Genomic DNA, 14,359 nt, shown 5'->3' with positions numbered 1-14,359 from the left:
GTTCTTGTATGACTTTTATTAACACTAACAACCCCAATAGCTGCCTCATACCCAAATACAATGGGAAAACCATAAAAAATAACTTTTCACGAGATTTTAAAAAAGAGCCGTATTAAGGCTCTTTTTTAGTCTATTTATTAACTTTTTTAATTTTACTTACAAAAAGACTAATTATACCGATAGCTAAAAATGAATAACCCATTGGTAGTAAATAGAATGGTTCGACAAGAGTACCATCCGATGCAACTTTAGATCCGATAGTATTATAACTAACTACACACCCTATCCCTAGGATAAATGGTATTAAAGTTAAAATATATTTTTTCATTTTAAAACCTCCGTATGTAAGGATTGTTTGATACAAAACAAGTGATTTATAGGTTAGTAAGGCTGGAGCTACTCCTTTATAAATTATTTAATTATAAAGGATAAAATCCCAGCAATTATGCATGTAATTCCGCCTAATAACTGTCCTATTCCAGTGAGTTTGTCTAAAAATGATTCATATGTTTTCGTACTATATATACCCCATAATACTAAGACTACTCCAAAAAGTATAAATGCTAGTTTTACAATCATCGTATGGTTACCTCTGTATAATATATTTTTTATGTATTTCTTATATTTTTATTATCACATTGAAATAATAGTTAAACTATCTAATATCCTTACATAAAGGTGACAGTTTTGTAAGACTTTATAAGTAAAAATAGGGTATCACCACATCGCCATCAAGCTAAGATTTTGAAGTACCCCCTAAATTAAAAAAATTTCTCTCCAGTTAGTTATTTTAAGAAGTCAGCTCATTTTTTCGTCTTGGGGGTGTTTACTTTTCTTAAGTTGATGGATGTGGGGTCACATCACATGCCCATCAAAACCAATTAACTCACATACGATACTTAAAAGAATTACTATATTTGTTTATTTCTTCATCCAATCAAAAGATGTGATGAAGGAATTTTTTGTCGATATTTAACGAAAAATGTCATATTTTAATTGTCATATTATATAGTGGATGTTAAACTCAAAGTGACAAAAAAGAATGGAAAACAGACCATAGAAAAACTTTGTAGAAGAATATTTTTCAGAATTTTCTTTACTATTAAGGGTAAGTATTTTTGGCATACAAATCCCTACCACTCAGAACAAAAGGTGACCTGCACTCACCTTCTCTCTTTGTTTTCAGCTTGTACCAAGCATGAAGAGGCCCTGGCCGATTCCTCAATTTATACTTATATCTTATATTTTACTAATGTGAAAATGTTTATATAAAACTTCTTAATATGTATAGAACTATTAAACTTGTAAAACTACAGAAAGGATTGTGATGCAAAATGAAAAAAGATACGAAAAAAAGACAGCAAGGAATAGCCATCAAAACATTGATAGCTGTAAACGTACTTGCTTCTCCATTTATAGGAGGAATAACAGGAATCACAAAAGTTGCAGCTGAGGAACAACAAGTAACGACTGAACACGTTTTTTATGTCCCAGGCAAGGGTGATGCAGAGAAAATTAGAGATATGGATCGACGATGGTTTAGATTTAGTACCTATGAACCAACTGGACTATATGCAAGTCCCAATGAAAAAATAACCATTCAAGTAGAAGGAACACAGACTATTCGAGCTTATATAGGAACATACTCATACGATGGTGCATGGAATGAAGATTCGCTCATAAAGTCGTTCACTTTAAAACCAGGAGAAAATACAATTGAATCCCCAAATGGCGGAATGATTTATTTTTATAATCCTGGGCAAAGTGGAACAGTAAAAGCGGAGATAAAAACAGGCGGAACAACTACCCCTCTGTTTGAGTTAGGAAAACATACGCAACAAGATTTAGTAGACATGCTAAATAAATATCCTGATGCCCATGCGGTAGAACTAAAAGGGGACCGGTCACTCATAACCGCAAGTCCTGCAAGAGTGAAAAAATATTTAATAGGCTCTAACACAGATCCTGTACAACTCTTACAAAAATTAGATGAAGCTATCAAAATTCAAGACCGAGTTTCTGGTTTGTCTGAAGCAGAAGCGGACAAGCATTATGTGCACTTTGTAGAAGATAATCGCTCTGATTATTATATGTATGCGTATCCTGGTAGAACAGCATATGTGGGAGATGCGATTCAACATGTACTAAACGTAAAAGACTTCACTGAAAATGGATGGGGCCCTTGGCATGAAATGGGACATCAAAGGCAACAACTTCCGTGGATGTGGGATGGATTATCAGAAGTTACTACAAATATTTATAGTCTGTCCGTACAACGGGCTTTTGGAAATAAATCGAGATTAGAAGGCGGAACATATGACAAAGCGTTTACTTATTTAAATAAGCCTCAATCCGAAAAAGATTATAATAAAATTAATGATGTTTTTGTGAAAGTAGCAATGTTTTGGCAATTAGACTTAGCTTTTGGAGAAGAATTTTATCCGAAATTACATCAATTATACCGTGCAATCCCGAAAGAAGAGCTTCCTCAAACGAGTGACGAGAAAATGCAAGCATTTATTTACAATACATCCAAGGTTGCAAAACAAAATTTACTTCCGTTCTTTGATAAATGGGGACTTATGGCATCGTCAGAAACAAGACAAAAAATAGAAGAGTTGAATTACCCACTTTTAGCCGCTCCTATTTGGGAAGCAACTGATTCTAAACCTGTAATTGTAGAAGAAAACGGAGAAACTCCAGATATGGAACCGAAATTAACAGTACCTGTTGGAGCAACAATGAATGTAGGAGATACGTTTGACCCAATGTCAGGAGTGTCTGCTACTGATAAAGAAGACGGAGATCTTACTTCTAAAGTAACAGTTGACGGTAAAGTAGATACTACTAAACCGGGTACGTATGTTTTAACTTACACAGTTAAAGACTCTAAAGGTCATAAAGTAACTGCAAAACAAACAGTAACGGTTAAAGAGAAAGAAGAAACAAAAGATGAAGCGCCAGTACTAAAAGTACCTTCAGAAACGACAATTACTGAAGGAGATAAATTCTATCCAATGAAAGATGTAAGTGCTACGGATAAAGAAGATGGTGACATTACGTCGGAAGTAAAATATGAAGGTTATGTAGATACAAATACACCTGGCAATTACACGATTACATACACAGTTAAAGATTCTGCAGGTCATTTGGCAACTCAAACACAAACTATAACAGTTAAAGAAAAACCTGCTGAAGACAAAGAGCCAGAGTTAACAGTACCGGAGGAAACAGTATTAACAGTTGGTGATCAATTCGACCCAATGGGTGGAGTTAAAGCTATCGATAAAGAAGATGGTGATATCACTTCTAAAGTAACATATAGCGGAGACCAAGGTACTGATAAAGAAGGTACTTACAAAATCAAGTATGTTGTGGAGGATTCTAAAGGTCATCGAGTAATTAAATTACGTACTGTAATTGTTAAAGCGGCAGAAAAACCTTCGGAAGACCAAGCTCCGGTGTTAAAAGTACCATTTACAACTACGTTCCATGTAGGAGATACGTTTGACCCAATGTCAGGAGTGTCTGCTACCGATAAAGAAGATGGCAATTTAACAAGCAAAGTCAAATATAAAGGTAATGTAGATACTACTAAACCGGGAACGTATGTTTTAACTTACACAGTTAAAGATTCTGCAGGTCATTTGGGAACTCAAACACAAACTGTAACAGTTAAAGAAAAAGAAAAACCTGTTGAAATTCAAGGGCCTGAGTTAACTGTACCTTCAGAAACTACAGTAACAGTTGGAGATAAATTCGATCCAATGTCTGGGGTTAAAGCTATTGATAAAGAAGATGGCGATATTACTGATAAAGTAATACAATTTGGTGAAGTAGATACATCTAAAACTGGTACTTACGAAGTAAAATTCCTTGTTCGTGACTCCGGTGGTAATGAGGTAACTACAATACAAAAAGTGGTTGTGAAAGATAAAGACAACGGTAATGGTGCTGATAATGGCATTACTGGTACTAACAACAGCAATGGCTCTGATACTGGTAACAGTAATATCTCAATCAATAGTACTTCTGATAAAAAAGAAGATACATATAAAGAGCTTCCAAAAACGGGTGCAAGTACAAATAACAGTGCAGCATTGGGCATATTGATGGTTCTTGCAGGTATGGTAATTATTTTTGGTCGCAAATTTAAAAGGTACTAAAATAATTGTGACTCAGTGCAGTGAATAAAAAGACATCTTCAAATTAATTTGTACCCTTTGTAAAGGACATTTTTAAAAAAAGTTAGGCAACATCAAGAAGGTGATTTCTGTATCCAACAGGAGTCATCTTTTTTAAATTCCATTGATATCTATAATGATTATAGTACGTCATATATTTCTTAATCTCTTGTTTTAATTCAATAAAAGACTCGCAAGGTTTTATATGTGCTTCATCTTTCAGATGACCAAAAAACGATTCTTTATGGGCATGCACCTTTTTACAATCACCAAGATTTACAACATGACGAGTATCTTCATCCATGAATGTTATTCTCTATTTACTGATGATCGTTTTTTTATCTAGGCTAAGCAACATACCGTATGCCTCAGAACCCCTTTTATAAAAAAGGACAATATATGTAACGGTTCCCCTTTTGATTTGAAAAAATCATATAAAAATATAGTGCTCTTAAAGAGTTTTGTTACAAATTTGTTATGTTTGACTTAAAAAAAGGAAAGTAATATTTATTTGTAGAAAATTTTTAAGGATAAAAATGAATGTAAAAATAGAATGACTATCTATGATAAGAAAAGGGGGCACTTATATATGCTAACAAATGATTTAGATTTCCGATTAGAACCACGTTTAAAAGAACTGTATGAACAACATAAAATAAGAGCGCAGAAGATAGACTGGGGTTATCATGAGTTTTTACCATGGGATAAGGGAATGGACTTTAAAAGAGTTCCTTGGGATGAAAGTCAAGTTACTCTTCCTTCTGGTGTAATTACGGCCATTGAAACAGCTTTATTAACAGAAGTGAATTTACCATGGTTTACAACGTATTTATCTGCGACTTTTAAAGGGTCCCTTTCTGTTATTACAGACTTTATTCATACTTGGACTTCAGAAGAGGATCAACATTCGAATTTATTGGAGACATATTTACTACTCACTCGAAGTGTGAATCCCAAACGATTACATGAATTAAGAAAGTCAGTCGTTGAGGGGGGATTTGAGCCCGATTTTCACACACCAATCGAAGCAATGACGTATACGACGCTACAAGAACTTGCAACGATGGTGTTTTACAATAATGTAGCTAAGGTTGCAAGTAAGCATGATCCAGATCTTGCTACATTATTACGCCGTCTTGCAAAAGATGAAACTCTTCATTATGCGTTTTATCGAGAAGTCATTCGAACACATTTGGAATTGGAACCTAATTATTGCTATCATATTGCCAATGTAATTATGAATTTTAAAATGCCAGGTGCTGTCATGCCTGATTTTGAAAATAGAATGGCTGTGATTGCAAAAGAAGCTAACTATGGACCGCTACAATATTTTGATCAAGTACTTGATGTAGTGGTTGATTATTGGGGGTTAAAAGATTTAAGACCAATTGCACCTCTAGCTGAAAAAGCAAGAATTGAGATTTTGGAGTACCAAACAAGATTGAAAAAAATACGGGATCGATTTGGTCGTTTTCAAGGGAAAACTGATCTACGTTAATTAGTAAAGGTTTCAGAATATACGCGGGAAAATCCCCCTTCCCTTTATTCGAAATCCGACACGCTCCCTATAAATTTGGTGCTGTTTTTACTAAATTTTATTTTTGAAGAAAAAGATATTGACACTAAAAATAAATTTATGATATTATTAAATATTTGATAAAAAATCACATATATGTTAAGCTTAACAAGGTTACCATATATGGAGGTGGATTATATGTTTCAAATTGGCGATAACATTGTTTATCCAATGCACGGAGCAGGTATAATTGAAGCCATAGAAGAAAAAGAATTCTCAGGGGAAAAACAACGGTATTATGTTATAAAAATGTCAATCAGTAATATGCAAGTCATGATTCCTATGGGTAAAATATTGAGTTCGAGTATACGCCCAGTTACTGATATACTTGCATTAAAACACATTATACACATTTTTCAGCATGGAGAATCAGATAGATTATTGCCGTGGAAACAAAGGTATAAAGTGAACACGGACAAAATAAAAACGGGTGAAATACAAGAAGGTGCTGAAGTTGTACGTGATTTAATGCGTATGAAGAAAGAAAAGGCACTTAATACAAGCGAAAAAAAAATGTTGGATAACGCACATGAATTTTTGATTAGTGAACTAGGATTAATTAAAGGAATCACTGAAAATCAAATAAAAAGTTTCTGTTAAGATTCATTATAGATAATGTATTACATCCCCCGAAAATATCCTGAATTTTTCGGGAATATGATTATTATTAAAAGTAAATCATTTCAAAGACATTCAACTTCTTCAGCTCACTTTTAGAGTAGGAACCTCTTTTGTTATTACTTCAATCTAATCCATTTTTATTTTTAAATTTCTTTTACGAACGTTCGAAGTTGCATCAAATAACTCGATTAAATAGTCACTTGATTTTTGCAATCCTGATTCACACTGGCACGGACAAGGATCCGTAAGGATGAAAGAGAGGTAGGGCTTTCATTGTTTTAGGTAATATATTATCTAAGTCATTATTTCTAGAAGAAAAAACAATCGATCTCACCGCTATCTCTTTAAGAGTTCCTTACATCTACTGAGACAGTGAATAGGTAATTGTTTATCTCTTCTTTACGTAAAATTGATAAACGAACTGGTAACACCATATGGTCAACTACAAAAAATGGTTTCCAGACCAGGAAACCATTTTTAATTTCATTTACATAACACTAATAAATTAAGCAGTAAGAAGGAGTGCACACATGAAAAAAATGTTAACAAAAGAATTAAGTAATGAATTAAAGAAGCGGGAAGGGGTCATTTCTATTACAGTTGAGCCTTATGAAAAAATCGAAGTTGGTGGAATTCGTGTAGATGGACCAGCTGTTATTCTAATTAATCAAGAATAGCTAGAAATAGTTGAATGAACGAAGAAAAGGATCAGCCTTTACGAGAAGGGAAGATCCTTTTTGTTTGCTGCAGTTAATATGGGATATACATAATTTTCATCTGATGTGTTGGGGGTTAAAAGGAAGGAGAGGGTCGGGATTATCATAGTGGAAAGCTTAATATTGGTAGGATTTCTTTTCATGTTATATACATTAGTTGCTAAAAAAACAAACTAATTATTTAAATGGACAGATTTTTCTTTTTAAGGTAGGGATTTATTTTATAGTGAAATGGATAATTTAGATGGATGCAAGGAAAGAACGCATAAAATACGAGAAAATGTCAAAGAATTATGACTGTATTTATTTAGTTTCGTTTATCCTATTAATTGTGCTTGTTTGTAGTAGTGTGATTATCATAGGAGCTACAGGGGGAAAATATGGAGTGTTTTTATTGTTAGCAATTTTACTTAACGCACGTATTACTAAAGAATCTCAAAAAATGTATGAGCACTATTCTAATAAAGGGCGTATTTAAAATGATACATATCTTGAAAGGAACAGCCTGGATGTACATTCAAAATATCCCTATATAATCACCTATTAACTAGTAAAAGTAACCTTATATAAATAATTTTTTAGCAATTTAGGAATAGAAAACGCACCTTATTAAAATGTTATTTTCGTTCCTATAATGAATTATCCTTCTAGCATAGTTATAAGATTTATATCATATATTAAGAGGAAAAATGTAAGTTAGAAAGGAGTCCTATAGAATGAGTTATTTAGAGGCAAATGACTTTAGTGAACAAGATATGGTAAGTGTACCTAATCCCTACGTATATCAGACATTACAATCGGTAATTGGTAAACATGTGGTTATTGAAACTGTAAGAGGTAATGTAAGAGGAAAGTTAAAGAATGTGAAACCAGATCATTTGCTCACTGAAGATAAGGTGCCGCAAATTGTATGGATTATGCCAAAACAATGATCAAATTACATCTAGTTTGATTTATAACAGATTGGCGTCATAGACGCCCAAATAAAAATACAGGGTTTTATCTCTGTGTTTCTTCAAATTTTCGTTTTTGAATATATGCTTGAGCATGAATGATTTCTTCCTGAAGTGCTTCTAATTCTTCCGTAGATCCTAATTCAATCCTCATATAAGTAGTAACTAAACTAATCATCATATCCATCTTCTCTACTATATTTTGAATGACCTGTTCAGATTGCTCTTTTTTAGGGTGTTGTATTGCTATTAATACATTTTCTATATAATTGTTCTTTCTTTGCTGGATATCATTTATAAACTGTTTTGTGTTTGAGTTCATTTGTTTTTCCTCCGTTTTGCATATACTTCTATTCTATCATATTTGAATAGAAAATATTGGATCCCCCTAAATTCACATCTGTCTCGTACATCTCCTCAAATATACAAACTAATTCCTTAACGTACAGAGAACTAATCGAAATGTGTCATTTTTATGTCTAAACGTACAATTTTCTTTTTTTGATATGGTGACCCCATGTCCATCAACTTAAAAATTTTATAGCACCCCAAAATAAAAAATTGTACCTTTTCACCTGGAGATGCCAATTTTCTCGTTTTGGGGTATTTGCTTTTCTTAGCTTGATTGTGATGGGGCGGAACCCCTATTAAAGACATTTCCACTTCTAAAATAGAAGGTACTTGCAATTTCAGTACGAATTCCAGTTGAATTCGTGTTACTTAATCGTTCCCATCCCGCCAATTTTAATCTTAACCTTGACGTTTACATCGCCCTTTGCTAATTCATTATTCCATTTATTTTGGACTTTTTTCCATTCTGGATATGTGTAAGTTCTTGCATATCCTCCAAGCCCAATAGGGTCGATTTTGGCAGTTTGCATTTTTTGTATTAATTGATTGAAATCAGCTTCCAGCTTAGTTTCAATCGCTTTTTGTAATTTTGCTGCGTCCTTTTTTGTATTAAACGAAAAAAGCCGTTCTGTAATACCGATTCTCATCTTTACATCTACATTAAATATAAAATGATTATCATATCTTGCCTTTGTCTTTACTTGAATACCATTGGCAGTAAAACTTATCCAATCTTTATCTTGGCTATCCGACTTTAGCTTAATTGGAATTGTGAATGGAAACTCACCTGTAGTTCTTTGTTGCAAAATGCGTAATAGTTTGGTTTCATTAGATTTTAGCGTTAATTTATACTTTCCTTTTTCATCCAATAAAGCTGTACCTGTCACCCATATTTTATTCTTTTTTTTCACCTCAGTAATATTTGCTGTTACCCCTTTGTCTGCTCTTTGTTCATATAGTTCTTGAAGAGTTGTTTTTACTGTGATATTTCTTAAAGAAGCGGTATCAACTAGTTTTGTTAAATATATAGGAAGCCGCGGCTTATCTTTTGGGCTATAGAAGATGACGTCCGAAACAGGCCCATCTACAGCGACAACCCTTGCGGTAACTGTATTTTTGGGATCTCGGTAAAATGGATCGAGGTGATTTTCCCAGTTTTTTCGTTTCAGTAGCCTTTTTCCAACTAAAATAACCTGTGTTTTACTTCCCGCGGTAAGCGCCATAACCGTAGCATCAAATTGCTCTCTAGATTTTCGAACCGTAGCAGATTTCACACCAGTAGTTTCTTCTTTTATCTTTGCTTCTTTATTGAAAACAGGGCTAGATATATACACTAATAAATTATCATTACGATCTAAATCAATACCAAGAACAAGAGTAAGAGAAACATCTTCAACATTTGTTTGATCAAAGCATCCAGTCATCATGAACACCGATAATAAAATACAACATAGTACTTTTCTTTTCAATGTATCCTCCCCTGGCGAAACTTCTCATATAGACAGCAGTACAGCCATAAAATGATAGGTAATATATAGGTTAATCCTAATCCAGCATTCGAAAATACCTGTTGCCAAATTTCGGCTTCATTCCAACTAGGATGAGTCCAAAATATGATGCCGATAATGAGCAATAAGAGAACAACCACATGAGAGCTATGATCTTGTTTTCCAAGTAATTGGCTTGAACAAAATACAGAACAGTATAGGGCAGGAATCCATGATGTGGAAACAATGGTTAAGTAAACAGCCAATAAAATCATGTCAAAACGTTCTAAAAAACGAAATTCAATTACTTTCACTAAATTTAGTACCGGTTGATTATATTGCGTAATGCTATCAGGGCTAAAATAAGCAAAACAAACAATAGTAGTAAATAAATAAAATAACATCGTTAATGTGTTTGCAATAACCATTCCATGGACTGCATACTGTTTTTTTTGTAAAAAAGGATATAAAAAGAAAGCAATATCAAACCCTAAATAAGCAAAAATAGTGGTCGGTACAGCCGTTAATACAGGTTTCCATCCTTCTTTTAATAGCGGAAAGAAGGGCATCCAACTTCCGTTCTCTTTAAGCGGTATCAAAAAAAACAACGGAATCCAAAGCGCCATATAAAAAAAAAGTTCGGAGTATCGCCCTATAATACGAGGACCGTTACGCGCAACAAAAAAGGTAGGAATCGAAAACAAAAAGATAACGATATAGTCAGGCGTTTTCGGAAGAAGCCATCCCTTAAGAAAAAGCATAGCGTTTACAAGAACGATACAAGTATAAAAAGCGAAGTACATCATGTAAATAACAACGAATGCTTTCCCTACTATTTTTCCAAACAATCGTATAAGAATGTCATAAATCGTGTCCTCGGGATATCTTGCAGCAGTTTTCACGATAAAAACACCTGATATTGTGGAGAATATCCAACCAATCAATATAGCTATCCATCCATCTGTTCCAGCGTTTTCTGCAAGCACGCGCGGAAGTGATAAAACGCCAGTGGCCACCTGCATTCCATTGATTAAAACAATATACTGCATAAGAGTGATGTCATTATAGGCATACTTTTTCATGATTTCACCTTTTATTAGGATTCTTTCCTTGTCGAATAGATTGAATGGTTCCATTATCCTTAGGACGCCTTCTTATTGCCCATAAAGGAAAGCGTAAAAAAGCATCTTTCATATCTGCAAAGCGAAACGGTGCTAATGGCGTTCCGTAAGGAGTACCTAGCGATTCAAGACTGATTAGATGTCCAATTAAAGTCATCCACCCGATAACAAGTCCAACAATTCCAAATAAGGCAGCTGCTAGCATCATCGGAAAGCGTAAAAGTCTTACTGCCGCTCCCATATCATAATTAGGGATAACAAAAGAAGAGATGGCTGTAATAGCAACAACAATAATCATAATGTTGCTTACAATTCCCGCCTGAACAGCCGCCTGTCCAATGACAATACCACCTACAACTCCAACTGTCTGACCGATCGGAGTAGGTATCCGTAAAGCCCCTTCTCTCATCGTTTCCAATGTTATTTCCATAAGTAATGCTTCCATAACTGGAGAAAAGGGTACGCGCGTTCTTGATTCTGCAATAGATAAATACAGCTCTACAGGAATAACTTCAAAATTAAAGGAAATAAAAGCAACATAACTCGCAGGCAAAAATAAAGCAATTATAAAGGAGATAAAACGAAGCATCCGAATAGACGAAGCAACTAGCCACCTTGTACCGTAATCATCCACTCCTTGAAAAAAGCAAATAAAATTTGTTGGAGCAATTAACACATTAGGCGAATGATCCATTACAGTTACAAATCTGCCCTGTAGAATGTGAGATACTGCCAAATCAGGTCTTTCAGTTAATATAAATTGTGGAAACGGTGAGTACGGGTTATCTTCAATGAATTCTATAAGTTCCCCATTACTAGCAACAGCGTCGACTGTAATATTATGAATCCGTGTTTCTAATTCCTTCAGCACATCTTCAGAAGCTACATCTTTCAAATATAAAATAGAAATCTTCGTTTTGCTTCGTACACCAATTACTATTTCTTTTACCGTTAATTCACGATGAGGAATATACCTTCGAATCATTGCGATATTTTGACTTCTAATTTCTGTAAATCCTTGATGCGCACCTTTTAGAGCTATTTCGTTATGAGCGTCTTCAACATTTCTTTGTGGCCATCCTTTCGTATCCAATTGATGTGCTGTTGTTCGACTGTGGATTAATAAAACACTATCTCCTCCAAAAATAGCATTTTCAATCTGACTCCACGTATTAATAATTTTGATTTGTCCTAATGGAATTGGAAGTTCCGTATTGGTATCAAAATCACTATTCATCAAAGGACTTAGAACATGATTTTGAATCAATTCTTTATCTGTTAATCCAGACAAATATACTAAAGCGGCTTCTAATCCATCTGCTTTTATTTGAAACCGGCGAATCACTAAATCAGGTGCTTGACGAAATATATTCTGAATATCAGCTATGTTTTTCGATAAATCAGCGCCTAAGAGGGAGTCTTCAATATTTTTTTTCTGAAAATGAGTATTGTCTCGTATTGAAAATGACTTAGGATTGTCTCTATATTTTAAACGCTTCAAAAATTTAGCCATGATTCCCTCACTTTCTATGCACCTTTTATAGTACGTTTAGTATGCATATAGTAAGAAAAAATATCCTAATAACCAGCGAGGTAACATGAGAATTATTACTGTAAAGTTTTTGGGGCATATTTGGGGTCACTATACATCACCATCAAGTTAAGATAAATTTGTATCCATATAGCGAAAAAATCGCTATTCTTTTTGTAGAAATATGCAGAAAGGATGGCATTTTTTATGAATCTTTCGATTCAAGATGAACTCCAATTATTTGCTGAGGAATTATATCAATATTTTACTCCTTCATTTTTAGAAGAGCTTGCTAGAGAGTTAGATTTTGTTCAACGAAAGCGCAAATTTTCAGGACATGACTTAGCCACTATTTGTGTTTGGATGAGTCAACGGATAGCGAGTGATTCTGTAGTTAGACTGTGTAGTCAACTACATGCAGCTACAGGAACTCTTATTAGTCCAGAAGGACTAAATAAACGGTTCAATAAAAAAGCTGTTTGTTTTTTAAAACATGTTTTCTCTGCATTATTAAAAAATAAAGTTTATGAAACTTCAGTGATTCCAAGTTCTTCACTAACCCATTTTCAACGAATTCGCATTTTAGATGCAACGATTTTTCAAGTGCTAAAACACTTAGCTAGTGTGTATCCCGGTTCGGGTGGTTGTGCACAAACAGTAGGTATAAAGATTCAATTGGAATATGATTTACATAGTGGGCAGTTTTTAAATTTTCAAGTTGAACCAGGGAAGAATAATGATAAAACCTTTGGAACAGAATGTTTAGCGACATTACGGCCTGGCGACCTTTGTATTCGAGATTTGGGTTATTATTCACTGGACGATTTAGATCAAATGGACCAACGTGGGGTATATTATATATTGCGGCTGAAATTAAATAATATGGTGTATATCAAAAATGAGTTTCCTGAATACTTTCGAAATGGGACAGTAAAAAAACAGTCTCAGTACATCAAAGTTGATTTAGAACACATTATGAATACCTTAAAACCAGGACAGGTCTATGAAATAACAGATGCTTATATTGGAAAGGATAAAAAACTATTTACACGCGTTATTATATATCGATTAACTGAAAAACAACTTCGAGAACGTAAAAAAAAACAAGTGTATACCGAAAGTAAAAAGGGTATTACGTACTCAGAGAAAAGCAAACGATTAGCTGGTATGAACATTTATGTTACCAATACAGCTTTGGAATGGGTTCCGATGGAACAAATACATGATTTTTATTCCCTCCGCTGGCAGATTGAAATTATCTTTAAAACTTGGAAATCCTTATTTCAAATTCATGATTGGCACAATATCAAACGAGAGCGATTAGAATGCAACATTTATGGAAAACTCATCGCTATTTTTTTATGTTCTTCTACTATGTTTAAGATGCGACAATTAATTTTACAAAAGAAGAAAAGAGAATTAAGCGAATATAAAGCCATTGGAATGATTCAAGACCATCTATACATTCTTTATCAAGCTATACAGCAAAACACCCGAGAAATAACAAAGATTTTAATCCGCCTGTTCCATCTTCTACAGAAAAATGGACGAAAATCTCACAGATATGAGAAGAAGACTGTCTTTGATATTATGGGTGTTGTCTATGAGTATAATGGATTGAGAAAACAAAAAAATTGCATAATTAAAAAAGTGAAACCCGTTAGGGTTTATTTGGTATGCGCATTTTTAAGAATATACTTCTATTTTAAGAATGTTTTAACCCGGCTGAACAAAAGTTCAGTTTGGTACACTCTTAAGTTGATGGGCGTGTATGGTGACCCCTAATTGGCACATTTGAAACATGATAGAAGAACAGAGT

Annotated in this window: 11 protein-coding genes and 2 pseudogenes; 7 read left to right on the top strand and 6 right to left on the bottom strand. The window is 34.0% G+C overall.

Annotation, left to right across the window (positions count from 1 at the left end):
- Nucleotides 1-130: 130 nt before the first annotated feature.
- A complete protein-coding gene (locus tag EXW56_RS27350; protein ID WP_016107058.1) occupies nt 131-328 on the bottom strand; it encodes a DUF3955 domain-containing protein in 198 nt (65 codons plus the stop codon).
- A 1,006-nt stretch (nt 329-1,334) separates the two neighbouring features.
- Between EXW56_RS27350 and EXW56_RS27345 the strand changes: the two genes are divergently transcribed.
- Nucleotides 1,335-4,166: an immunoglobulin-like domain-containing protein gene (locus tag EXW56_RS27345; RefSeq protein ID WP_215597708.1), complete on the top strand. Its 2,832-nt coding sequence runs from the start codon at nt 1,335-1,337 to the stop codon at nt 4,164-4,166.
- 82 nt (nt 4,167-4,248) lie between these two features.
- On the opposite strand, the pseudogene EXW56_RS27340 reads toward EXW56_RS27345, so the two are convergent.
- Nucleotides 4,249-4,437, bottom strand: a pseudogene (locus EXW56_RS27340) (IS3 family transposase); the annotation flags it as partial.
- A gap of 336 nt (nt 4,438-4,773) precedes the next feature.
- On the opposite strand from EXW56_RS27340, the gene EXW56_RS27335 reads away from it, so the two are divergent.
- The 5 genes from EXW56_RS27335 to EXW56_RS27315 all read left to right on the top strand — a co-directional run bounded on the left by EXW56_RS27335 (nt 4,774) and on the right by EXW56_RS27315 (nt 8,029).
- Nucleotides 4,774-5,682: an acyl-ACP desaturase gene (locus tag EXW56_RS27335; RefSeq protein WP_215558665.1), complete on the top strand. Its 909-nt coding sequence runs from the start codon at nt 4,774-4,776 to the stop codon at nt 5,680-5,682.
- Nucleotides 5,683-5,898: 216 nt separating this feature from the next.
- Nucleotides 5,899-6,360 (top strand): CarD family transcriptional regulator, encoded by a 462-nt coding sequence (locus EXW56_RS27330; protein ID WP_016104163.1) that lies wholly within the window; start codon nt 5,899-5,901, stop codon nt 6,358-6,360.
- A 551-nt stretch (nt 6,361-6,911) separates the two neighbouring features.
- The gene (locus EXW56_RS27325) at nt 6,912-7,058 is read left to right on the top strand and encodes a BC1881 family protein (RefSeq protein WP_000738549.1); all 147 of its coding nucleotides are present in this window, start codon (nt 6,912-6,914) and stop codon (nt 7,056-7,058) included.
- A gap of 283 nt (nt 7,059-7,341) precedes the next feature.
- Nucleotides 7,342-7,575 (top strand): hypothetical protein, encoded by a 234-nt coding sequence (locus EXW56_RS27320; RefSeq protein ID WP_199674978.1) that lies wholly within the window; start codon nt 7,342-7,344, stop codon nt 7,573-7,575.
- Nucleotides 7,576-7,813: 238 nt separating this feature from the next.
- Nucleotides 7,814-8,029, top strand: coding sequence for a DUF2642 domain-containing protein (locus tag EXW56_RS27315; RefSeq protein WP_215558664.1), 216 nt, complete (start codon nt 7,814-7,816; stop codon nt 8,027-8,029).
- A gap of 67 nt (nt 8,030-8,096) precedes the next feature.
- Here the strand turns inward: EXW56_RS27315 and EXW56_RS27310 are convergent, their stop codons facing one another.
- From EXW56_RS27310 to EXW56_RS27295, 4 genes are all read right to left on the bottom strand, one after another.
- Nucleotides 8,097-8,372: a hypothetical protein gene (locus EXW56_RS27310; RefSeq protein ID WP_215558663.1), complete on the bottom strand. Its 276-nt coding sequence runs from the start codon at nt 8,370-8,372 to the stop codon at nt 8,097-8,099.
- Nucleotides 8,373-8,766: 394 nt separating this feature from the next.
- Nucleotides 8,767-9,870, bottom strand: a complete 1,104-nt coding sequence (locus tag EXW56_RS27305; RefSeq protein WP_215597707.1) for a Ger(x)C family spore germination protein — start codon at nt 9,868-9,870, stop codon at nt 8,767-8,769.
- Nucleotides 9,867-10,970: a GerAB/ArcD/ProY family transporter gene (locus EXW56_RS27300; RefSeq protein WP_033711196.1), complete on the bottom strand. Its 1,104-nt coding sequence runs from the start codon at nt 10,968-10,970 to the stop codon at nt 9,867-9,869. The genes EXW56_RS27305 and EXW56_RS27300 overlap by 4 nt, the downstream gene beginning before the upstream one ends.
- 4 nt (nt 10,971-10,974) lie before the next feature.
- Nucleotides 10,975-12,522 carry a spore germination protein gene (locus EXW56_RS27295; RefSeq protein WP_215597706.1) on the bottom strand — a complete coding sequence of 516 codons (1,548 nt, stop codon included), beginning with the start codon at nt 12,520-12,522 and terminating at the stop codon, nt 10,975-10,977.
- 225 nt (nt 12,523-12,747) lie between these two features.
- On the opposite strand from EXW56_RS27295, the pseudogene EXW56_RS27290 reads away from it, so the two are divergent.
- A pseudogene (locus tag EXW56_RS27290) lies at nt 12,748-14,148 on the top strand (IS4 family transposase); the annotation flags it as partial.
- Nucleotides 14,149-14,359: the final 211 nt, after the last annotated feature.

The sequence above is a fragment of the Bacillus mycoides genome (assembly GCF_018742245.1).
Classification (GTDB): Bacteria; Bacillota; Bacilli; order Bacillales; family Bacillaceae_G; genus Bacillus_A; species Bacillus_A cereus_U.
This window is presented reverse-complemented; position numbering and strand designations above follow the sequence as displayed.